Origin of the sequence: Amycolatopsis panacis (genome assembly GCF_003600245.1) — a bacterium.
Classification (GTDB): domain Bacteria; phylum Actinomycetota; class Actinomycetes; order Mycobacteriales; family Pseudonocardiaceae; genus Amycolatopsis; species Amycolatopsis sulphurea.
On the sequence record NZ_QZFV01000135.1, the window covers coordinates 1 to 21,779 of the forward strand.

At 70.4% G+C, this 21,779-nt stretch carries 22 protein-coding genes; 11 read left to right on the plus strand and 11 right to left on the minus strand.

Features of this window, described 5'->3' with window-relative positions; translation table 11 throughout:
* Positions 1–277 precede the first annotated feature (277 nt).
* The 3 genes from D5S19_RS28675 to D5S19_RS28685 form a co-directional block, all read right to left on the minus strand.
* A complete protein-coding gene (locus D5S19_RS28675) occupies positions 278–1,204 on the minus strand; it encodes a ParA family protein (RefSeq protein ID WP_120026492.1) in 927 nt (308 codons plus the stop codon).
* Positions 1,205–1,265: 61 nt separating this feature from the next.
* The gene (locus tag D5S19_RS28680; RefSeq protein ID WP_120026493.1) at positions 1,266–2,057 is read right to left on the minus strand and encodes a thioesterase family protein; all 792 of its coding nucleotides are present in this window, start codon (positions 2,055–2,057) and stop codon (positions 1,266–1,268) included.
* Complete coding sequence (locus D5S19_RS28685; RefSeq protein ID WP_120026494.1) at positions 2,057–2,971, minus strand: RecB family exonuclease; 915 nt, start codon at positions 2,969–2,971, stop codon at positions 2,057–2,059. Before D5S19_RS28685 ends, D5S19_RS28680 begins: the two co-directional genes overlap by 1 nt.
* 419 nt (positions 2,972–3,390) lie before the next feature.
* On the opposite strand from D5S19_RS28685, the gene D5S19_RS28690 reads away from it, so the two are divergent.
* Entirely contained in the window at positions 3,391–4,548 is a 1,158-nt protein-coding gene (locus tag D5S19_RS28690) for a M50 family metallopeptidase (RefSeq protein WP_120026495.1), read from the plus strand.
* Positions 4,549–4,651: 103 nt separating this feature from the next.
* Positions 4,652–5,482: a tRNA (adenine-N1)-methyltransferase gene (locus tag D5S19_RS28695; RefSeq protein WP_120026496.1), complete on the plus strand. Its 831-nt coding sequence runs from the start codon at positions 4,652–4,654 to the stop codon at positions 5,480–5,482.
* Positions 5,483–5,503: 21 nt separating this feature from the next.
* Here D5S19_RS28695 and D5S19_RS32195 read toward each other — a convergent pair whose 3' ends face one another.
* Together D5S19_RS32195 and D5S19_RS28705 are read right to left on the minus strand one after the other, a co-directional pair.
* A complete protein-coding gene (locus D5S19_RS32195) occupies positions 5,504–5,947 on the minus strand; it encodes a hypothetical protein (protein ID WP_158605666.1) in 444 nt (147 codons plus the stop codon).
* Positions 5,944–6,870 carry a hypothetical protein gene (locus D5S19_RS28705; protein WP_120026498.1) on the minus strand — a complete coding sequence of 309 codons (927 nt, stop codon included), beginning with the start codon at positions 6,868–6,870 and terminating at the stop codon, positions 5,944–5,946. Before D5S19_RS28705 ends, D5S19_RS32195 begins: the two co-directional genes overlap by 4 nt.
* A gap of 327 nt (positions 6,871–7,197) precedes the next feature.
* Here D5S19_RS28705 and arc point away from each other — a divergent pair, with 327 nt between their 5' ends.
* The 4 genes from arc to D5S19_RS28725 all read left to right on the plus strand — a co-directional run bounded on the left by arc (position 7,198) and on the right by D5S19_RS28725 (position 11,158).
* Positions 7,198–9,000, plus strand: coding sequence for a proteasome ATPase (gene arc / locus D5S19_RS28710; protein WP_120026499.1), 1,803 nt, complete (start codon positions 7,198–7,200; stop codon positions 8,998–9,000).
* A gap of 140 nt (positions 9,001–9,140) precedes the next feature.
* Positions 9,141–9,479 carry a hypothetical protein gene (locus D5S19_RS28715; protein ID WP_120026500.1) on the plus strand — a complete coding sequence of 113 codons (339 nt, stop codon included), beginning with the start codon at positions 9,141–9,143 and terminating at the stop codon, positions 9,477–9,479.
* Positions 9,480–9,556: 77 nt separating this feature from the next.
* Complete coding sequence (locus D5S19_RS28720; protein WP_120026501.1) at positions 9,557–10,474, plus strand: aldo/keto reductase; 918 nt, start codon at positions 9,557–9,559, stop codon at positions 10,472–10,474.
* A 72-nt stretch (positions 10,475–10,546) separates the two neighbouring features.
* Complete coding sequence (locus tag D5S19_RS28725; RefSeq protein WP_120026502.1) at positions 10,547–11,158, plus strand: hypothetical protein; 612 nt, start codon at positions 10,547–10,549, stop codon at positions 11,156–11,158.
* Here D5S19_RS28725 and D5S19_RS28730 read toward each other — a convergent pair.
* Entirely contained in the window at positions 11,149–11,661 is a 513-nt protein-coding gene (locus D5S19_RS28730) for an NUDIX hydrolase (RefSeq protein ID WP_120026503.1), read from the minus strand. The genes D5S19_RS28725 and D5S19_RS28730 overlap by 10 nt on opposite strands.
* A 41-nt stretch (positions 11,662–11,702) precedes the next feature.
* Between D5S19_RS28730 and dop the strand changes: the two genes are divergently transcribed.
* From dop to prcA, 4 genes are all read left to right on the plus strand, one after another.
* The gene (gene dop, locus D5S19_RS28735) at positions 11,703–13,205 is read left to right on the plus strand and encodes a depupylase/deamidase Dop (RefSeq protein WP_120026504.1); all 1,503 of its coding nucleotides are present in this window, start codon (positions 11,703–11,705) and stop codon (positions 13,203–13,205) included.
* A gap of 90 nt (positions 13,206–13,295) precedes the next feature.
* Positions 13,296–13,508: a ubiquitin-like protein Pup gene (locus tag D5S19_RS28740; protein ID WP_098510018.1), complete on the plus strand. Its 213-nt coding sequence runs from the start codon at positions 13,296–13,298 to the stop codon at positions 13,506–13,508.
* Between the two features lie 127 nt (positions 13,509–13,635).
* Positions 13,636–14,496: a proteasome subunit beta gene (prcB, locus tag D5S19_RS28745; RefSeq protein WP_120026505.1), complete on the plus strand. Its 861-nt coding sequence runs from the start codon at positions 13,636–13,638 to the stop codon at positions 14,494–14,496.
* A gap of 67 nt (positions 14,497–14,563) precedes the next feature.
* The gene (prcA, locus tag D5S19_RS28750; protein WP_120026506.1) at positions 14,564–15,331 is read left to right on the plus strand and encodes a proteasome subunit alpha; all 768 of its coding nucleotides are present in this window, start codon (positions 14,564–14,566) and stop codon (positions 15,329–15,331) included.
* A gap of 55 nt (positions 15,332–15,386) precedes the next feature.
* Here prcA and D5S19_RS28755 read toward each other — a convergent pair whose 3' ends face one another.
* From D5S19_RS28755 to D5S19_RS28770, 5 genes are all read right to left on the minus strand, one after another.
* Entirely contained in the window at positions 15,387–16,436 is a 1,050-nt protein-coding gene (locus D5S19_RS28755) for a cytochrome P450 (RefSeq protein WP_233574223.1), read from the minus strand.
* Between the two features lie 67 nt (positions 16,437–16,503).
* The gene (locus D5S19_RS33410; protein ID WP_233574224.1) at positions 16,504–16,626 is read right to left on the minus strand and encodes a tryptorubin family RiPP precursor; all 123 of its coding nucleotides are present in this window, start codon (positions 16,624–16,626) and stop codon (positions 16,504–16,506) included.
* Positions 16,627–16,756: 130 nt separating this feature from the next.
* Entirely contained in the window at positions 16,757–17,173 is a 417-nt protein-coding gene (locus tag D5S19_RS28760; RefSeq protein WP_120026508.1) for a hypothetical protein, read from the minus strand.
* A gap of 29 nt (positions 17,174–17,202) precedes the next feature.
* Positions 17,203–18,381: an alpha/beta hydrolase gene (locus D5S19_RS28765; protein ID WP_120026509.1), complete on the minus strand. Its 1,179-nt coding sequence runs from the start codon at positions 18,379–18,381 to the stop codon at positions 17,203–17,205.
* 178 nt (positions 18,382–18,559) lie between these two features.
* Entirely contained in the window at positions 18,560–20,098 is a 1,539-nt protein-coding gene (locus D5S19_RS28770) for a bifunctional phosphatase PAP2/diacylglycerol kinase family protein (RefSeq protein WP_120026510.1), read from the minus strand.
* A 104-nt stretch (positions 20,099–20,202) separates the two neighbouring features.
* Between D5S19_RS28770 and pafA the strand changes: the two genes are divergently transcribed.
* A complete protein-coding gene (gene pafA / locus D5S19_RS28775; protein ID WP_120026511.1) occupies positions 20,203–21,561 on the plus strand; it encodes a Pup--protein ligase in 1,359 nt (452 codons plus the stop codon).
* The last annotated feature ends 218 nt before the right edge of the window (positions 21,562–21,779 follow it).

Sequence of the window (21,779 nt, forward strand, 5' to 3'; positions counted from 1 at the left end):
ACGGACTCTGAGTCTGTGAAGGGACCCTTCACAGACCCGAAACCGGTCCGGCGCACGCCACGAGGTGGTCGCACACACCTCCGCATCGCCCACTGCCGGGTCCCCGACCAACTTTGCCGACACCCTGACTCGCGTCCTGGTCAGCCTGCACCCGCCGCTGCATTTCGCATTACCGCCGGCCAGGAACGACGAACTCGACATCCGCCGGCGTCAGACGAACTCGAACAACTCGTCCCGGCTGACGTCCGGACCCCGCCGCAGGAGTACGACGGCGATCCTACCGCCGCCGCTTGGGCATCAGGTCGTAGAGCTTCTTCCGGGCGCCGTTGTCGTTGACATTGCGGGCGACGGCGACCTCGGAGATGAAGTCCTCGAACACGAACTCCTCGTCCGCCGGGACCTCTGTCGGGCCGGGGTGCTGGGCGAGGTACCCGTCGAGCGTCGCGGCGATCTCCCGGAACGAGACGGCCTGCACGGTCTCCGGCGCATAGGTGGTCACCGGCACGCCGTGCGCCGCCGCCTCGTTCATCACCACGCCGAGCGGGACGTGCGAGAGCATCGGCACGCCGAAGGAGGCCATCTCCTGCAACGCCGCCGCCGCGTAGTGGGAGATCGGCCGGCGGTAGAGGCCGGGCACGATGCCGTACCAGGAGATCGGGCCGCGGCCGGTGGTCTGCTCCACGTACCGGACCTGGTCGGCCAGCAGCCGCAGCGCGCGGATGCTCGTCTTGTCCGGCTGGACCGGCACCAGGATGCCGTGCGAGGCGGCGAGTGCGTTGTTGGTCAGCACGTCCTGCGCCGGGGGGCAGTCGATCACCACGTGGTCGTAGTGCGCGAACTGGATCACCCTGGCCAACTGCCAGCCGGGCACCCGGAACTGGTCGAGCCTGCGGATCAGATCGAACATCCCGGTGGAGGTCGGGATCACGTCGAGCCGCCCGCCCCGGCCGATGTTGCTGCGCGGATGCGGCACGGCCAGTTCCTCGACCGGGCCCTTCCACCGCTTGGTGAGCGCCTTGGCGAGGGTGGGGCCTTCGGCCGGGACCTCGGCCATGCCGAGCATCTCGGTGGTCGCGTGCCCCTGCGGGTCGAGGTCGACCAGCAGCACGCGCCTGCCCCGTTCGGCCAGCGCCGCGGCCGCGCCCACGCTCAGCGAGGTCTTGCCCACCCCGCCCTTCTGGTTGACCACCGAGGTGATCTGCATGCCGGAGCGCTCCTTGTCGATCGTTCCGCGAAGGGTATCGGACCCGCGTGCCGGGGCGCGCTCATCCGCCCCCGGCCTGTCGCTGCCGGACCATCAACGCCTGCGCGCCGGTGCCGACCGGACCGGAACCGTCGTGCAGGGTGCTCGTGGCGGTGCCGACGCCGTGCGGTCCGAGCAGGGTCACCGCGTCCAGCCCGATCCACTCGCCCTCGGGCACCCGGCGCAGGTGCACGGTGAGTTCGGAGTTGATGAACCACCACCGGGCGGTGTCGAGGAAATGCGAGACGCCGTTGCCCGAGTCGGCGATGGTGAACAGCCGCTGCAGGCCGCTCGGCTCCTCACCGTCCACCAAGGGGATCCGCTGCCGGGCCCACACCGCGGCGGGGCCGGGGCTGTTGACCGCGCCGCGCACTCCCCGCCATTCGATCGCTTGCAGGTAGCCGCCTTCCCAGCCGAGCGGGAACTCGGTGGTCTGCCCGGCGTCGGGGGCGGGCAGCAGCGGGCCCGCGTCGGTGGCGATCGCGGTGGTGTCGGTGGTGCCGATGCGCCAGGCGGCGGCGCGGGCGACCAGTTTGCCCTGCGCGGACAGCTCGGAGACCAGCAGTTCGACCGAGCGGCCCGGCCGCTCGATCCAGGACCGCTGGGTCAGCTCGGCCACCGGCGCCGGGCCGAGGATCTCCACGGTCACCCTGGCCAGCTGAGCCGGATGGGGTGCCTCGATCCGCTCCAGCCCGCGCACCAGCAGCGCGGAGGGCGGGCCGAAATGCTGTGCGCGCGGATCCCAGGGACCGCTGGTGTGCTCGGTGGCCGCGTAGCGCTCGTCGCCGAGGGGGAGGTAGAACGCGTCGGCCATCAGTCGGCCCGGTCCAGTGCGGTCTCCTCGCCCGGATCGGGCTCGGGCCAGCCCGGGTAGTCCGGCGGGGTGCCGCCGAACTCCGGGCAGTGTGCCTGGTGATCGCACCAGGCACAGAGTTTGCTCTTGCTGGGCCGGAAGTCGCCGCTCCTGCCCGCCCGCAGGATCGCCTGCCAGATCGCCTCCAGGGTGCGCTCGAACCGCACCAGCTCGGCCTCTTCCGGGGTATAGGCCAGCGACTGCCCGTCGGTCAGGTACATGAGCTTGAGCTGACGCGGGACCACTCCGCGCAGCCGCCACAGCACGACCGCGTAGAACTTCATCTGGAACAGCGCCTTGGCCTCGCCGATCTCACGCGGCGCGGCGCCGGTCTTGTAGTCCACGACCCGGATCTCGCCGGTGGGCGCGACATCCACCCGGTCGATGTAACCGCGCAGCCGCACCCCCGAGCCCAGCTCGATCTCCACGTGCAGCTCGCAGGCCTCCGGCTCCAGCCGGCGCGGGTCTTCCAGGTCGAAGTAGGCGTCGAGCAGCTTCTCCGCGGAGGTGAGCCATCCGGCGACGTCGGGTTCCTTGGCGGTGCCCTGCCCTTCTTCCGCGAACAGCTCCGTCCACTCCGGACTCGCCTCGGACAGCTCGGCCCAGGTGGGTTCGAGCAGTTCCTTGGCTCGCGGCGCGAGCCGCTCGGCGGCGGGCAGCGCGAAGAGGCGCTCCAGCACGGCATGCACGAGCGTGCCGCGCACCTGAGCTCGCGTGGGTACCTCCGGCAGTCGGTCGACCGCGCGGAACCGGTAGAGCAGCGGGCACTGCTTGAAGTCGCTCGCCCGGGACGGCGACAACGCGGGCCGCCGCCGGGCCGGGGCGGCGTCCGTCCCGGTGTCCGGGGGACTGGTGACCGTGGCGGTATCGGACATGGCCAGAGCGTAGCGCCGGGCACCGACAGTTCCGCGCCACCGCCACGCACCCGGCGCGTGCCGATCCTCGCCCGCACGTCCGGACCAGCGGCTGTGAAGGTGGCCTTCACGGCCCCAGCGTCCAGGGTGTCGGCAAAGTTGGTCGGGGACCCGGCGGTGGGGCGATGCGGAGGTGTGTGTGCGACCACCTCGTGGCGTGCGCCGGACCGGTTTCGGGTCTGTGAAGGGACCCTTCACAGCCGCTGAGTCCGTGAAGGGTCCCTTCACGGACCTCTACACCGACTTTGCCGGAACCCTGGACCCAAAGGCTGTGAAGGCCACCTTCACAGCCTTTCCCTCTCAGCGAACGCGGCGGACACCACTCGTCTGGGCAGACCGGGTCACCTGCTTCCCACATCGGGGCCTCTACGCTGATCGGCATGGCCGCGACCAGTCAGCACGGTGCCGGGCCCGCGCGGCAGGCCGCCGGTGGGGACGGCGGGCTACTGCTGTTCCGGATCGGCGGGGTGCCGGTCCTGCTCGCCCCGTCCTGGTGGGTTGGCTCGCTGGTCATCGTGGTGCTCTACGCGCCGTTGGTCGGGCGGTTGCTGCCGGACGTGTCCACATTCACCTCGTGGCTGCTGGCCGCAGCGTTCGCGGTGCTGCTCGGGTTGTCCGTGCTGGCGCACGAGCTGGGCCACTGCGTGGTCGCGCTGCGGCTCGGGATCCCGGTACGGCGGCTGCGGCTGTTCCTGCTCGGCGGGCTGTCCGAAGTGGCCCGTACCCCGCGCCGTCCGGGTCAGGAAGGGCTGGTCGCCGCCGCCGGGCCGATCGTTTCCCTGCTGCTGGGCGGATTCTGCGCGCTGCTGTTGTTCGCCGTGCCGCCGGACGGGCCGGTCTGGCTGCTGGTCGCCGAATGCGCGGTGGCGAACCTCGCGGTCGGCGTGTTCAACCTGCTGCCCGGTCTGCCGCTGGACGGCGGACGGCTCGTGCGCGCCGGGGTATGGGCGGCGACCGGCAAGCGTGCCAAAGGCACCCGCGCGGCGGTCGCCGGTGGCGCGCTGGTGGCGACCGCGCTGATCGTCTGGGCGCTGTGGGGGCTGGCCACGCAGAGCCCGGATCGCTGGCTGCGGCTGGGGGTCTGCGTGGTGACCGCGTGGTTCGTGATCCTCGGCGCACGTTCGGAGCTGGCCGCCGAAGCACGCCGTGGGTGGCCGGAAGGATTGCAGCTGGCCGATCTGGTCCGGCCGGTGCTGCAACTGCCCGCGGAGAGCCCGGTGTCCGACGCGCTGGCCGCTTCGGCCGGCCGGGGTGTGGTGCTGGTGCGCGCGGACGGCGTCGCCGCGGGCCTGCTGGACGAGCAGGCGGCCCAGCAGCTGGCCGGCACCACTCCGCACGCTCCGGCCGAACTCGCCGCGGAACCGATCCGCGCGGAGACCGTGCTGCTGTCCTCGGAACCGGGCGAGGAGATCGCCGAGCACGTCCGGGAGACGCCCGCCTGGCAGTTCCTCGTCGTCGACGACGAGGGCCGCCCGTCCGGGGTGCTGCGCCGTGAGGATCTGCGCGCCGCGCTGATGCACGCCCGCCGCCGGGCCTGAGCGCGTACCCGGGCACCGGACCGGCCGGACGGCCTGCAAGGATTCCCCTCCGGACGTCGGGACGCCCGGGTTGTCGAAGAAATGTGCGCAGTGGAGGAAGAAGTTGTCGGTCAGCGGACCGTTTCGTGCAGGTGACCGGGTTCAGCTGACGGACTCGAAAGGCCGGCACTACACCCTCACGCTGGCCGAGGGCGGGGAGTACCACACGCACCGCGGCGCACTCGCGCACGACGAGCTCATCGGGCTCCCGGAAGGATCCGTGGTCACCTCCGCGGGCGGCAGCAACTATCTCGCGCTGCGCCCGCTGCTGCCGGACTACGTGCTGTCGATGCCACGCGGCGCCCAGGTGATCTACCCGAAGGACGCCGCCCAGATCGTGATGTGGGGCGACATCTTCCCAGGCGCCCGCGTGCTGGAGGCCGGCGCCGGTTCGGGGGCGCTGACCTGCTCGCTGCTGCGGGCAGTCGGCCCCGCCGGGCACGTGTACTCCTACGAGATCCGCGACGATCACGCGGAGCACGCCGCGCGCAACGTGGAGAAGTTCTTCGGCGAGAAGCCGGACACCTGGACGCTGACCGTCGCCGACTTGGCTTCGCACGAGGGCGAGGTCGACCGGGTCGTGCTGGACATGCTCGCCCCGTGGGATCAGCTGCCGAACGTCGCCCGGCACTTGGTGCCCGGGGGAGTGCTCACGGTGTACGTGGCGACGGTGACCCAGCTGTCCCGGGTGACGGAGTCGTTGCGGGAACAGCAATGCTGGACCGAGCCGGAGTCGTGGGAGTCGCTGGTGCGGCCGTGGCACGTAGTCGGGCTCGCGGTACGGCCCGACCACCGGATGGTCGCGCACACGGCCTTTCTGCTGACCGCGCGGCGGCTCGCCGACGGCACGGTCTCCCCGCGCGTCTCGCGCCGTCCCAGCAAGGGCAAGGGTTAGCGCCGCCGCTCGCCGGGAACGCTAGTCGGCGAGGCACCACCGGCCGTGCACCCGGCGGAGCGGGAAGGCCGTGTCCTTGTGTCCGCCCGAGGCTTCGACGCGGACAGTCACCGACGCCTCGTCGCCGGAGACCACCGGTGGCGAGGCAACGCTCGCGCGCATCGGCCCGGCCGCGTCCCAGCGGGCCTGTAGCCCGGCGAGCGCCTCCTTGCCCTGCGGGCGGCAGGTGAGCGTCGCGAACTCCGCGGTGTCCGAGGCGGACATCGCCTGCACGAGCGCGTTCGCGACCACCGTGGTGGCCACGCGATCCGCATCCGGGGCGGGGGAGCCCGTGTGGGGCGTCGCCGGTGGTGGCGGGGTCTCGTGCTCGGCGGTCCCCGGCCCGCTCACGAGGAACAGGCCGAGGACTCCGCCGAGCACGAGTGCCGCGAGCACGGCCAGCGCCGCGGCCGGCCGGGTCCTCACGGGTGGTCCGCGGCGACCTTCCCGATGCACCACGAGCCACTCTGCCGGTAGCCGGTGAGGGTGCCGTCGTTGGTCTTGCCGGAGTGCGTTACCCGGTACCGGACCGTGGATTGGTCGCCGCTGTCCTGCGGGCTGCCGGTGAGCTGGAACTGCACGTCCGGGGGCAGCGCGTCCTTGGGCTGCCGCTGGCCTTTGGTGAGGCTGGTGCACAGCATGGAGAACACGGTGTTGCCGTCGGACCTGTTATAGGCCTGGGCGACCGCGTCGAACAGCTCGGCCGAGGATGCCTTTCCGCTCGGCGCCGGGGAGTCACCGATCCCGCCGGCGGACGGCGCGCTGGACCGGCTGCTGCCGGGCGCGCTGCTGCGCGGCCCGCCGGGCTGGACCGGCGCGGCGGACGAGGACGGCGCACTCGCGCTGTCGCTCTTGCCCGAGTCGTCCCCGGACAGGCTGATCACGAGCGCGACCACCCCGCCGGCGACCACCACGGCACCGACCGCGAGACCGACGATCAGCCCGGTCTTTTTCTTCTTCGGCGGCTGCGGGCCGAACTCACCGAAGCCGGGCTGTCCCGGTCCGGGCTGCTGCCAGCCTTGCTGGGGGAACTGGCCGGGCTGCTGCCAGCCGGGCGGCGGTTGCTGGCCGCCCTGGTCCCATCCCGGCGTTTGCCGCGGTGCGTTCGGATCCCAGCCGGGCTGTTGCTGCTGCGGCGAATTCGGGTCCCACGCGGGCTGCTGTGGCGCGTTCGGGTCCCAACCCGGTGGCTGGCCGCCCTGGTTCCACCCGCCGGGCTGCGGCCCGGGTTGCGGCTGGCCTGGCTGCCCGCCCGGTGCCTGCGGCCAGCCACCGGACTGCGGCTGCCCGCCGGGTTGCCGGCCGTAGGGATTCGGCTGCTGGCCGCCGTGCTGCGGCGGGTAGGTCATCTCGGTGCCCCCTGCTTACTCGTCGTCCTGGTTCCCCAAGCCCACCGTGGCGGTGGTCAGGGGGATGCTAGCCAAGCTCGGACCCCTCCGCCGCCGCCAGTCCGGAACCTGTCCGTTTAGCCCGGATTCGAGGCCGGCCCGCCGCCGGGACACGCGCGGTGCCGATCGCGCCGGTTCGCGGTACCGAAACGGACGCTTGCGCGGTGCCCGCGGCCGTGCTGGGCGGGCCGGGAAACCGCGACGCGCCGATCTTGTGATGCGGAAAGGCCTTTTATTGTCGGTGATCGCCGGTACCGTGGAATGAAAAGCACTCCGAGGAGGTGCCCGATGCACCATGACCTTCCCGGAGGTCGGCGCGAGGAGGCCGACCCTTCAGCAACGAGCGGAGCAGGGCAGACGAGCGACGAGGAGGCCCGGCAGATCCGCTTTCTCGAGGAGGAAGTGGCGCTGCTGCGCCGCAGGCTCACCGATTCACCCCGCCAGAACCGCGTTCTGGAACAACGCCTCGCCGAGGCGACGGAACGGGTGAATCAGCTCACCGAACGCAACACGAAACTGGTGGAGACCCTCCGTGAGGCCCGCGGTCAGCTGCTGGCCCTGCGCGAGGAGGTCGATCGGCTGGCGCAGCCACCGAGCGGCTACGGGGTGTTCGTCACCGCGTACGAGGACAACACGGTGGATGTGTACACCGCGGGCCGCAAGATGCGGGTCTCGGTCTCGCCCGCGGTGGAGATCTCCGAGCTGAGCCGCGGCCAGGCGCTGCGGCTCAACGAGGCGCTCACCGTCGTCGAGGGCGGGGATTTCGAGCGCACCGGCGAGGTGTGCGCGCTGCGCGAGGTGCTCGCCCCGGACGTCGAGGGCGCCAGCCCGCGGGCGCTCGTGGTCGGGCACGCGGACGAGGAACGGGTGGTGCTGCTGGCCGATCCGCTGGCCGGGCAGACCCTCAAACCCGGTGACTCGCTGCTGGTCGACTCAAAGGCGGGCTACGCCTACGAGCGGGTGCCGAAGGCCGAGGTCGAGGACCTCGTGCTGGAGGAGGTGCCGGACGTCCGCTACGAGGACATCGGCGGCCTGTCCCGGCAGATCGAGCAGATCCGCGACGCGGTGGAACTGCCGTTCCTGCACGCCGACCTCTACCAGCAGTACCAGTTGCGCCCGCCCAAGGGCGTGCTGCTCTACGGCCCGCCGGGCTGCGGGAAGACGCTGATCGCCAAGGCGGTGGCGAACTCCCTGGCCAAGAAGGTCGCGCAGGCCCGCGGCGAGGAGGAGGACGGCAAGTCCTACTTCCTCAACATCAAGGGCCCGGAGCTGCTGAACAAGTTCGTCGGCGAGACCGAGCGCTCGATCCGGCTGATCTTCCAGCGGGCCAGGGAAAAGGCCTCCGAGGGCACCCCGGTGATCGTGTTCTTCGACGAGATGGACTCGATTTTCCGCACCCGCGGTTCGGGCGTGTCCTCCGATGTGGAGACCACCATCGTGCCGCAGCTGCTCTCGGAGATCGACGGGGTCGAGGGTCTGGAGAACGTCATCGTCATCGGCGCCTCCAACCGCGAGGACATGATCGACCCGGCGATCCTGCGGCCCGGCAGGCTGGACGTGAAGATCAAGATCGAACGGCCGGACGCGGAGGGTGCCAAGGACATCTTCTCCAAGTACCTCGCCGAAGGCCTGCCGGTCCACGCCGACGACCTCGCCGAGTTCGGCGGGGACCAGAAGGCCACCTTCGACGCGATGATCCAGCACACCGTGGAGCGAATGTACGAGGAGAGCGACGAGAACCGGTTCCTCGAGGTCACCTATGCCAACGGGGACAAGGAAGTGCTCTACTTCCGCGACTTCAACTCGGGCGCGATGATCCAGAACATCGTGGACCGGGCGAAGAAGTCGGCGATCAAGTCGGTGCTGGAGACCCAGCAGCCCGGCTTGCGCGTGCAGCACCTGCTGGACGCGATCGTGGACGAGTTCGCGGAGAACGAGGACCTGCCCAACACCACCAACCCGGACGACTGGGCCCGGATCTCCGGCAAGAAGGGGGAGCGGATCGTCTACATCCGCACCCTCGTCACCGGGAAGAACCAGGAATCGGGGCGGGCGATCGACACTGCCACGAACACCGGTCAGTACCTGTAGGACACCCGCGTTCGAGGGCCTGCCGGCGTCGTCCGGCAGGCCCTCGAACCGTGTTGTGAGGTAAATCACCCTGCGAATTTCGGGCCCTGTCTGGGAAGCCTGATCGGAGGACGGCGTATAACGTCCTATACTCCGATGCTGTGAGCACTGATGACGCACGGCCACGTCCACCGGTCACCGAAGCCGACATCCTTGCCTGGCTGGAAACCACGGCCGCGGCCCTCCGGGCGGGGGAGCTGAACGCCACCGACCTCATCGAGCTGCTGGGCGAACTCCGCCGCGCCTCCGCCGCCTGCGCGGACGCCTCCGACTGGGCACTGCTCGCCGCCCGCGAAGAAGGCGCCAGCCTCCGCCAGATCGCCCCGGTCTTCGGCAAAGGCTACGTCCGAGCCCCCGCCGCCCGCCTCGAAAAACTTCACCGGCAAGCCCAGAACTCCAGCCAATGGCTGGCCATTCTCCGCCACCAACAAGGTGTATAACGCCCTATACCGCAGGCGATGAGTAAACGATTTCACTGCCTGCACAAACAAAAGACCGCACCGACAAGGAGATCCTGATGGAGCGCATCGCGGTGGGACTGGCCGCGCTCGGCCGTCCGGCCTATCTCAACCTGGGCCGCGACCTGCCGCCGGAGCGGGACGTAGCCGCGATGCGAGCAGCGACCCACGCCGTGCTCGACGAGGCGTACCGGGCCGGGGTGCGCTGGGTCGATGTCGCGAGGTCCTACGGGCGCTCCGAAGAGTTCCTCGGCGACTGGCTCGCGGCGCGCGGGCATCAGGACATCTTCGTGTCCAGCAAATGGGGTTACCGCTACGTCGGGGACTGGCGGCTGGACGCCGAAGTGCACGAGGTCAAAGAGCACAGCCTGGCGCGGTTTACCGAGCAGTGGGCGCGGACCCGGGAGCTGCTCGGCGGACAGGTCGGTCTTTACCAGGTTCATTCGCTCACTGTGGACAGTCCACTGTTCACAGATCGGCCGTTGCTCGACGCGCTCGCCGGGCTTTCCGCGGCGGGCGTCGAGGTCGGCTTCTCCACGTCCGGGCCGGCGCAGGCGGATGCGGTGCGCCGGGCGTTCGAGCTGGAAGTGGGTGGGCAGCCGGTGTTTTCGGCGGTGCAGTCCACTTGGAACGTGCTCGAACCGTCCGCCGGAGCCGCGCTGGCGGAGGCCCGGGCGGCGGGGAACCGCGTGCTGGTGAAGGAAACTCTGGCGAACGGGCGGCTCGCGGTGGAAGCGCCGGAGCCGGTGCGCCGGCTGGCGGCCGAGTACGGGGTGGGGCCGGATGCGGTGGCGGTGGCCGCGGTGCTCGCGCAGGAGTGGGCGTCGGTGGCGGTGCTCGGGCCGTCGAGTCCAGCGCAGCTGAGGGCGAACCTGGCGGCGGTGCGGGTGCCGCGTGCGGGGCTGGCCGCGTTGCCGGGGTTGGCGGAGGATTCGCGGGAGTATTGGGCGCAGCGGTCCCACCTTCGGTGGAATTGATCTGCTGCACTACTCTCGGGCGCATTGCGCGCCCGGGGGTGGCCCGGCCGCGGAGCGTGCGGAGGGGTCTGGGTGCGTCATCGGCAGGTTCCGGCGGTGGCCGTTCTGGTCGGGCTGGGGGCGCTGACTCTGGCCGGCTGCGGGAACCGGCCGAACAATCTCGAGACCTATTACGACGATCCTTCGCCTGCTCCGGAGACGAGCAGTGCCCCGGTGCGTCCGTCAACCTCGGTCGCGACGCCGTCGCGGGTGGCGGTCGATCCGCGGGCGGTGGTGCTGTCCGATGAGGACGTTGCCGAGGAAGGTGTGCGGCCCGGTGGTGGCCGGGTTTCCGGGTGTCTCGGCGGGCTTGCCGCCGGCGTGCGGCAGTCGGCGAGCTGGGTGTATCCGAGTGGTTCGGTGCTGACGAACGAGGTGACGTCTTACCCGGATCGGGTGGGTGCGGCGGTGGTGTCGGGTGCGAAGTGTGGCGGTGTGGTCGTGTCGTTGCCGGTCGCGGAGGGGGTGGCGGCGCAGCGGGCGTGGTGCGAGGGTGCGACGTGTTCGGTGTTGCTGGCCAAGGGAAATGTGGTGTCGGCGTTGAGCGTGGCGGCGAGTACGCCGGCGCGGGCGCAGGATGCGGCGAAGCGGCTGGTGCCGAAGCTCGCGGCGAGGCTGGCTGGGGTTGCGTCGGTTCAGCCGTAGCGGCGGAACCATTCCTGGATGCCCGTGCGGCCGTCGGGGATGAAGGGGCGGGCGGGGTCGTCGATCCAGGCGCGCAGCCGGTCCAGGGGCAGCCAGTGGCCTTCGGCGATTTCCTCGGGCTGGTGGTGGATCGGGCCGTCCCAGCGGACTTCGTAGGCGAAGTTGTGGCAGTGGATGGTGCCTTCGTCGTAGACGTGGGTGAACAGGGGCACGGGTTCCACTCCGTGGATGCCGAGTTCTTCGGCGAGTTCGCGGCGGGCGCAGGCGGCCGGGGTTTCGCGCGCGGCGACGATTCCGCCTGCCCAGCAGTCCCAGGTGGTGGGGAAGATGTCCTTGCCGGCGGTGCGCAGGTGCACGTACACCGACCGGCCGTCGCCTGATCGGACGAGTACGACGCCGGCCGCGTGCCAGAGGCCTTCGGCGCGGACGCGGGAGCGGAGGGCTTGACCGGTCACGTGGCCGTGCTGGTCATAGAGGGCAACGAGTTCGTCACTGCCTGGCATGGGGGCATCGTCGCACGCGGCCACCCCGTAGGGTGGAGGACATGCGTCGGATCATGGGAACCGAAGTCGAATACGGCATCGCCGTGCCCGGGGATGCCACGGCGAACCCGGTGCTCACCTCGACCCAGGTGGTGCTGGCCTACGCGGCCGCGGCGGAGATTCCGCGGGCGCGCCGGGCGCGCTGGGATTACGAGGTCGAGTCGCCGCTGCGGGATGCGCGCGGGTTCGATCTGAGCGGTCCGGGCGGGCCGGGGCACGATCCGGACGTGGAGGATCTGGGGGCGGCGAACGTCATCCTGACCAACGGTGCGCGGTTGTATGTGGACCATGCGCATCCGGAGTATTCGGCGCCGGAGGTCACGAACGCGCGGGACGCGGTGATCTGGGACAAGGCGGGCGAGCGGGTGATGGAGGAGGCCGCGTTGAAGGCGGCCACCGTGCCCGGGCAGCCGCCGTTGCAGTTGTACAAGAACAACGTGGACGGCAAGGGCGCCAGTTACGGGACGCACGAGAACTATCTGATGGCGCGGTCGACGCCGTTCACGGCGGTGATCGCCGGGTTGACGCCGTTCTTCGCGTCGCGGCAGGTGATGTGCGGGTCGGGCCGGGTGGGGATCGGGCAGCAGAGCGAGGAGGCGGGGTTCCAGCTCTCGCAGCGGGCGGATTACATCGAGGTCGAGGTCGGGCTGGAGACCACGCTCAAGCGCGGGATCATCAACACTCGGGACGAGCCGCACGCGGATGCGGACAAGTACCGGCGGCTGCATGTGATCGTGGGGGATGCGAACCTGGCGGAGTATTCGACCTATCTGAAGGTCGGGACGACGGCGCTGGTGCTGGATCTGATCGAGGCGGGGATCCGGTTCGACGATCTGAAGCTGGACGAGCCGGTGCGGGCGGTGCACCGGATCAGTCACGATCCGGCGTTGAAGGTGAAGGTGGAGCTGGCGAACGGGAAGAAGTTCACCGGGTTGGACCTGCAGTACGCCTATCACGAGGTGGTGACGGCGAATCTGGAGCGGATCGGCGCGGACGAGGCGGGCAAGGAGGTCCTGCGGGTCTGGGGTGAGGTGCTGGACGCGTTGTCGCGGGATCCGGCGGAGTGTGCGGATCGGCTGGACTGGCCGGCGAAGCTGCGGTTGCTGGAGGGGTTCCGGGAGCGGGACGGGCTGGGCTGGGGTGCGCCGCGGTTGCGGCTGGTGGATCTGCAGTATTCGGACGTGCGGCTGGCGAAGGGACTGTACAACCGGCTGGTCGCGCGGGGTTCGATGAAGCGGCTGGTGACCGAGGAGCAGGTGCGGGCGGCGGTGACCACGCCGCCGTCGGATACCCGGGCGTATTTCCGGGGGCGGGCGCTGGAGAAGTATGCGGCTTCGATTGCGGCGGCCTCGTGGGATTCGGTGATTTTCGATGTGGGCCGGGAGTCTCTGGTGCGGATTCCGACGCTGGAGCCGTTGCGGGGGACGAAGGCGCATGTGGGGAGGTTGCTGGACGCTTCGGCGACGGCGGAGGAGCTGGTCGAGGCGATCACCGGTTCGGACTAGGCCGAAACCGGGGCGGGCCGGGCGCGGGGGGCGCCGATTGTCGGTCCTGCTGGGTAGGCTTAGGTCCAGTGGCCACACCAGGGAGGCGACATGGCGCAAGAGCGAGTCGACAAGCACAGCGACGACGAAGGCTATGACAGCGGCTACGAGAGCGGCCCTGAGGACGACGCGGCCGCTGCCGGTCAGGAGCGGCGCGAGAAGCTCGGCGAGGACGTGGACACGATCCTGGACGAGATCGACGGCGTGCTGGAGGAGAACGCCGAGGACTTCGTTCGCGCGTACGTGCAGAAGGGCGGCGAGTAGCCGCGGCCCGTGGTGCCGGGTCCGGAGTGGGGCCGGTGCCGCGGGGTGGGAGGCAAGCCCGGTGCCGCCGGTGCCCTGAGGGTGCCGGCGGTGCGGGACCACGGGAGAGATGGGAACCAGAGCACGTATGGACAACACCTCCGCTGGGGCGGGTTTTTCCGGGCCTGGCCTGCCGTCGGCGTACTTCTCGCCGGCTTCGTCGTCGTTCGCGGATTTCCTGCGGGTGGCCGCGCCGGAGTTGCTGCCGGCGCGGCGGGTGCCGGCGGGTGCGGGGCTGGATGTGCCGCACGGGACGACGATCGTGGCGCTGACGTTCGCGGGCGGGGTGCTGATCGCGGGTGACCGGCGGGCGACGTCGGGGAATCTGATCGCGAGCCGGGACATCGAGAAGGTGCACGTCACCGACGAGTATTCGGCGGTGGGTATCGCCGGTACGGCGGGGCTGGCCGTGGAGATGGTCCGGTTGTACGCGGTGGAGCTGGCGCACTACGAGAAGATCGAGGGTGTGTCGCTGTCGCTGGACGGCAAGACGAACAAGCTGGCCGGGATGGTGAAGGCCAATCTGGAGATGGCGATGGCGGGGCTGGCCGTGGTGCCGTTGTTCGTGGGGTACGACTTGGAGGCCGAGGACGCGAAGCATGCGGGCCGGATCGTGTCGTATGACCCGGCGGGTGGCCGGTATGAGGAGAACGCCGGGTTCGCGGGGGTCGGGTCGGGTTCGCTGTTCGCGAAGTCGGCGTTGAAGAAGCTGTACGACCCGGATGCGGACGAGGAAGCGGCGGTGCGGACCGCGGTGGAGGCGTTGTACGACGCGGCGGATGACGACACCGCGAGTGGCGGGCCGGATCTGGTGCGGCGGATTTTCCCGAGTGTCATCACGATCACCGCGGAGCAGGGTGCGGTGCAGGTGCCCGCGGAGCGGACCGCGGTGGTGGCGGAGGCGGTGGTGGCCGGCCGGGCCGAGCGTAATCACCACCGGCCGGTGTGAGGCCGCTGATGTTCCTGCACGCTGATCATTCGAGCGCCGGTACGCCGGAGAACGTGGAGCCGACACCGTGACGATGCCGTTGTATGCCTCTCCCGAGCAGTTGATGCGGGAGCGTTCCGAGCTGGCGCGGAAGGGGATTTCGCGTGGCCGGAGTGTGGTGGTGTTGAAGTATTCCGGCGGGGTGCTGTTCGTGGCGGAGAATCCGTCGGCGACCTTGCACAAGGTGTCGGAGATCTATGACCGGATCGGGTTCGCCGCGGTGGGCCGGTATTCGGAGTTCGAGAATCTGCGGGTGGCGGGGATCCGGCATGCGGATTTGAAGGGGTATCAGTACGACCGGCGGGATGTGAGTGCGCGGGCGCTGGCGAATGCGTACGCGGCGTCGCTGGGCAGTATCTTCACCGAGCAGCTGAAGCCGTTCGAGGTGGAGGTGTGCGTGGCGGAGGTGGGGGCGACCGCGGCGGAGGATCAGCTGTACCGGTTGACGTTCGACGGGTCGATTTTCGATGAGTCGCCGTTCGTGGTGATGGGTGGTCAGACGGAGCCGATCAGCGCGAAGCTGAAGGATTCGGTGGATCCCGGGCATGAGCTGCCGGTGGCGCTGGCGACCGCGATCGAGGGGTTGCGGGCGAGTGCGACTTCGTCGAACGGGAATGGTGCGGCGGCGGAGGCGGATCAGATCAAGCTGGAGGTGGCGGTCCTGGACCGGGCGCGGCCGCGGCGGGCGTTCCGGCGGTTGTCCGGGGCGGCGCTGGAGGCGTTGTTGCCGGCGCCGCAGGAGGATGGGGCTGCCGACGACGGTGATGCGCCGGAGGGTGGCGCCGCGCCGGAGTGATCGTGGTGTGCTGCGAAAGAGGGGTCGTCCGCGGGTGCGGGCGGCCCCTCTTTCGCTATCCGGGTTGGCGGGTGACGTGGACGTCGGATACTTCGAGGAGTCCGTGGAGGTGGACGCGGGCGCGGGTCTGGCGGGGGTCGATGGTGAGCCGGTCGCGGCGGGCGAGATCGAGCAAGCGGGTGGCCAGCGGGAGGACGAGGTGCCTGCCCCAGCAGCGCTCGCCGGCGTGGCCGAAGGGCAGGTAGCCGGGGTGGTCGTCGGGGTCGAGGTGGCGCCAGCGGGCCGGTCGGTAGTCGTCGGGGTTGTGCCAGTGGGCCGGGTCGCGGTGGCTGAGCAGGGGGAGTAGGAGGAGGTCGTCGTCCGGTCGGAGGTGGGGGGACAGGGGCGGGAATTCGGGGGAGTGCCGGCGGAGGATGTTCCAGGAGGGTGGGAGCAGCCGGAGGGTTTCGTGCAGGATGTGTTCGGTGGGGGTGTCGTCGTCGAGGGGGGCGGCGAGCCAGAGGGCGTTGGTGACGAGGGCGGCGACGGTGAAGCAGATCGGTGCGGCCATGCGGCGGTAGAGGTAGAGGGCGAAGCGGCGTTCGGTGTAGGTGTCGGCCTTCTGCACGGTGGTGGCCAAAGTGGACAGTGCGGTGCGGTGGCGAGGTCCGGGGCGGAGCGCGGCTGCTGCGACGACGGCTGCCCAGGTGAATTTCGGGGTGAGTTCGAGGCGGCGGTCGGTGAGGGCTCGCAGGGCGGGTCGTTCCGGGCCGAAGACGAGTTCGCGCAGGTAGTGGTGCGGTGTTCGGGGCCAGGTGCCGGTGAGGTCGGGGGTGCCGAGGGGTTTGTCGAGTGCGGTGCGGACGTCCGCGCCGAGGGCTCGCATCAGGGTGGCGGATTGGGTTCGGGTGATCGGGCGGCCGAGGACCGGTTGGAAGGTCGGGCGTTCGTCGGCTCCGGCGGGTCGGCTGCGCAGCACGGAATCCATCAATGCGGCGCCGGCGATGCCGACGGTGTCCGGTTCCAGGCGGAAGAGGGCTTGTCCGCGGAATCGGTCGAGAAGTTCGTGCATTCGTGGGTTGAAAATGACTGCTCGTTCGTTTTCACTGCGGGTGGGAACGGTCACCGGAGCTCCTTCTCTCCGCGCGGGGTGGCGGCGCGGACGCCGCCACCCCTGATCGGATCTGCTCTGGTCAGAGCCAGTTGTACCAGGCGTAGGCCTTGAGACTCTTGGTGGGCAGAACGTTCTTGACCAGGCGGACAAATTTCACCGAGACCTCCGGAATGTGCCGTTTGTGCCGCGCGGATGCGCGCACTGGAAGACACTAGTTCGGAATTCGTCGGCGGCTCAAGGAATCGCCGGTAAAGACCCCCGGAATGCAGTAGTAAGTGGGTGCGAACGGCTCCTTTTGTGCATGGTGTTGTTTCGGAAACACCGGCTGGTATTCAGCGGGCGGTCGTCGGTCCGTCGAGGGCGGTGAGCCTGCGGTGGACGAAGGTTCGTTCCGCCTCGATGCGGGCCGAGGCCAGTGCGTGACGGCAGGCGTCGGCGGCTTCGGTGCGGCGGCCGAGGCGTTCGAGCAGGTCGGCGCGGGCCATGGCGTACGGGTGGTAGTCGCGTAAGAGCGGTTCGGCGGTGACGAGGTCGGCGAGCGATTCGCCGGAGACGACCACGCCGGCGTCGCGGACCTCCTTGTCGTAGGCGATCCAATCGGCCGGTTCGCGGCCGACCGGGCTGGCGTTGTCTTCGAGCGCGGAGGCGTGCACCAGCAGCAGGTACTTCTGTCGGGCTCCCTTGCAGGTCGCGTGTGGCCCGGGTGGCCGTACGACCTCACCACGAACGGCGGGCGCCGGGACGGACACCTCCGGCGGAAATTCTTTCCCGGGGCCGTTCAGGAAGTCTTGGGAGCGGCGCGGAAATTCTGGTCGGCGAAGGCCAGCAGGTACGGCAGTGTGGCGCGGGCGGTGTGCCAAGTGTGGTTGAACCCGTGTTCGGCGTGCACGACGGCGTTCTGGCCGCGGCGGTGAAAGTCCCCGGCGATGCGGCGTGCGGTGGCCACGTCGGTGGGGGCACCCGTGCCGACGGCGAGCATCACCGAGATCGGCTGCGGGAACGGCATGGTCTGCAGGTACTTGCGGGGCGTGTTCGCCGCGATCGCGGCCTGATTGCCGTTCAGGATGCCCACGGAGTCGTTGAGGTCGTCGTAGGGCAGGGCGATCAGCAGGGTGCCGAATTCGCCGAGGCGGTGCAGGCCGATGTTGAGCGCCCCGAAGCCGCCGCCGGACATGCCGCCGAGGGCGCGGTGGCCGCGGTCGGGCAGTGTGCGGTAGCGCTGGTCGACGCCTTTGACGATGGTCTGCGCCAGGTAGGTCTCCAGCTGTGGCCCCCCGGGCACGTTCAGGCATTCCCAGTCGACGCTGGGCTGGCCGGCGGTCAGGTCGACGCTGACCACGATCATCGGCTCGATGACGTGGGCTTCCTCCAGGCTGCGGAGGGTGCCCGGGGCGTCGCCGGAGGTCAGCCAGTCGGTGGGGCCGCCGAAGGGGTAGCCGTGGATGAGATAGACGACGGGGTAGCGGCGGTGGGCCTGCGCCGGATCGGAGTAGCCGGGCGGGAGGATCACGTAGTTGTCGCCGGAGGGCACCGCGTGCGCCGGGTCGGGCAGGCTCAGCACCTCGGTCCGTTCGCCGCTCTGGCCGGCCGGCGCCTTGCCAGCGACGGCCTGGGTGGGGCCGGAGCCGTCGTCGCTGTCCCCGGTGAGCAGGCTGCCCGCGGCCGAGGCGGCGTCGCCGCTTCGTTCCAGCAGCCGCCCGAGGTCGGACGGGGTACGCACGTAGCCGACGTAGGTGTTGACCGCGGTGATCACGGCGATCAGGACCAGCACCGCGGTACCGGTGATCCCCCAGCGGCGGAACCGGCGATGGTGCGCGAGCGCGATGGTCACCGCCAGCACGGCCACCGCCGCGCCCGCCGCGGTCAGCCAGATCAACGGCGATTCGAGCGGGCCGAGATCACGGGCCTGCGAGGTGACCGAGGGCGGCAGGACCGGGTCCACGCCCCGCAGGACCATCACCGGACCGCCGCAGCCGGGCAGCCGCGACCGCCACGGGAAAGGAAACGCACGCTCGAGCCCCTGCCACGAAAATCGGGCGCGGGCAGGATCGCCCGCGCCTCGAAGATCAGGTTAGGAACGCGGCGCTGTGGATTCGTTGAGAGCGGGTAAAGGACCGGTCAACCGCGGTGAGGAATCACCCGGCCGGATCCGGGTTGCGGTAGATGGTCAACGCGCTGGGCCGGGACCGGAAACGGAATTCCCGCCCGAGCGGGCCGACCTCGCCGTCAGTGGCGACGCGGCGGTGCCCGTCGTGCAGCCGGACGTGCAGTTCCGGCAGATCGCGCTGCCGGTAGACGTGGCTGGCGTGCAGGCTGCCGGTGAGCATCGCGAGCAGGAACCGCGCCCGCGAATACGGCACATCCGCACGCAGATAGCGCACATCGAGCAGACCGGTGTCCAGGGCGGGCCGCCGGGACGGGGCGAAGCCCTTGGGGGCGTACGTGCCGTTGCCGACGAAGAGCAGCCAGAACGCTACGGTCTCACCGTTCAGCTCCGCGTGCAGCGGCTTGGCCCGGCGCAGCACCCGGGCGAGCGCGATCGCGGCGGACGGCCATTTCGGATGCTTTTCCTGGAGTTTCTCCCGCATCCGCACCATTTCCGGGTAGCCGCCGAGACTCGCGGTGTTCACGAACCAGCGGTGCCCCGGCCCGCCTGCGCCGCTGATCTCGACCTCGCCGAGATCGATCCCGACCGCGTGGCCGCCCTCGGTGGCCTCGTCCGCGTCCGGCATCGAGCGGACACCGACGTCGCGGGCGAAGTGGTTGAGGGTGCCGGTGGGAATGAGCGCGAGCGGGAGCCCCCGTTCGGCGGCGAGCGACGCGACCGACGCGACGGTGCCGTCGCCGCCGGCCACGCCGAGCGCGCGGACACCGCCGTGCGCGTCGATCTCCTCGGCCAGCTGATCACGCAGGTCACGCCCGGGATCCGGATACCGCAGGACGGCCTTGGGCCAGGCGTAGCGGACGTCCTCGGTCGGGTCCTGGCCGTCGATCCCGGAACGCGGGTTGACCAGCGCGAGCATGTCCTCGCCGTCGACCATCAGCGGCGCCTCCGCCTGATGCGCGGTGCGGGCACGCATCTCGGGGCGCAACGGCCACCAGTGCCGGGTCAGCGTGGCCGCCGCCGCGCCGATGACCAGCCCGGCACCGACGTCGCTGGGCCAGTGCACCCCGGTGTGCACGCGGGAGTACGCCACCAGCCCGGCCAGCGGGAACAGCGCGAGCCCGGCGCGTGGGGACTCCATCGCCACGGCAGTGGCGAACGCGGCCGCCGACGCGGCATGCCCGGACGGGAACGACGAGGACGTGGGCGGGCGGCGCAGCCGGCGATGCCCGGGCACCTCGTGCGCGGCCGGACGGCGACGGGGGAACAGCGGTTTGCCCACCAGATTCGCCACCGCGCTCGCCCCGGCGACCGCCGCGATCCCGCGCAGCGCACCCTTCCGGGCAGGGCCCTTGCGGACCGCGAGCACGGCCGCCACGCCCCACCACAGCCGCGATTTGTCCGCACTCCGCGACAGCAGCGTCAGCAGGTCGTCGGCACCGGTCCGCGGCAGGGCCGCGCTTCGCCGCACCAGCTCCCGGTCATGGGCTCCCACCTGGCGAAACGCCTCACCGAAGCGGTGCAGCGGGGAGGCGGGGCGGGGGCGCGGCAGCGGGTCCGGATCGCCCATGGCGACCAGTTTCGGGCACTTTCTCACCCCACGCAACGTACCGACCGCGTGTCGACGCCCGAACGGCGCACCTTCCACCGGGGTTCAGCGCCTACTCTGGGGGAATGCAGCGGCGGATCTTTGGCATCGAGACCGAGTTCGGGGTCACGTGCACCTTCCACGGCCAGCGCAGGCTCTCCCCGGACGAGGTCGCGCGCTACCTGTTCCGGCGGGTCGTCTCCTGGGGACGCTCGTCGAACGTGTTCCTCTCCAACGGCTCCCGCCTCTACCTCGACGTGGGCTCGCACCCGGAGTACGCGACCGCGGAATGCGACGACCTGACCCAGCTGGTCACCCACGACAAGGCCGGCGAACGGATCCTGGAGGACCTGCTCACCGACGCCGAGCGGCGGCTCGCGGACGAGGGCATCGGCGGGGACATCTTCCTGTTCAAGAACAACACCGACTCGGCCGGCAACTCCTACGGCTGCCACGAGAACTACCTGGTCACCCGGGCCGGGGAGTTCTCCCGGATCGCCGACGTGCTGCTGCCGTTCCTGGTCACCCGACAGCTGATCTGCGGCGCCGGCAAGGTGCTGCAGACCCCGCGCGGGGCGGTGTACTGCCTGTCGCAGCGCGCCGAGCACATCTGGGAGGGCGTCTCCAGCGCCACCACCCGCTCGCGGCCGATCATCAACACCCGCGACGAACCGCACGCGGACGCCGAGCGCTACCGGCGGCTGCACGTGATCGTCGGCGACTCCAACATGGCCGAGCCGACCACCATGCTCAAGATCGGCTCCGCGAACCTGGTGCTGGAGATGATCGAGGCCGGCGTGCAGTTCCGGGACTTCACCCTGGACAACCCGATCCGCGCGATCCGCGAGATCAGCCACGATCTCACCGGCCGCCGCCAGGTCCGTCTCGCCGGCGGGCGGGAGGCCTCGGCGCTGGACATCCAGCGCGAGTACCACGCCCGCGCCGTGGCCCACCTCAAGGAGAACGGCTCCACCCCGGCCAACGAACGGGTCGTGGAACTGTGGGGCCGCGCGCTGGAAGCGGTCGAGGTGCAGGACTTCAGCAAGATCGACACCGAGATCGACTGGGCGATCAAGCACCGGCTGGTGGAGCGCTACCGCGCCAAGCACGACCTCGACCTGTCCAGCCCGCGGGTGGCGCAGATCGACCTGGCCTACCACGACATCCGCCGCGGCCGGGGCGTGTTCGACCTGCTGCAGCGCAAGGGACTGGTCCAGCGGGTCACCGACGACGGCGAGATCGAGGTCGCCAAGGACACCCCGCCCCAGACCACCCGCGCGAAGCTGCGCGGCGACTTCATCGCCGCCGCGCAGGCCGCCGGGCGGGACTTCACCGTGGACTGGGTGCACCTCAAGCTGAACGACCAGGCCCAGCGCACCGTGCTGTGCAAGGACCCGTTCCGGTCCGTCGACGAGCGGGTGGAGCGGCTGATCAGCTCGCTGTAACCGGCGAAAGTCGCCCCGGGGCGCGGCTCGCTCAATGGCTGTGAAGGGTCCCTTCACAGCCATTGAGTCCAGGGCCCCGGCAAAGTTGGTCGGGGACCCGGCAGTGGGCGATGCGGAGGTGTGTGCGACCACCTCGTGGCGTGCGCCGGACCGGTTTCGGGTCTGTGAAGGGACCCTTCACAGACTCAGAGTCCGTGAAGGGTCCCTTCACAGACCTC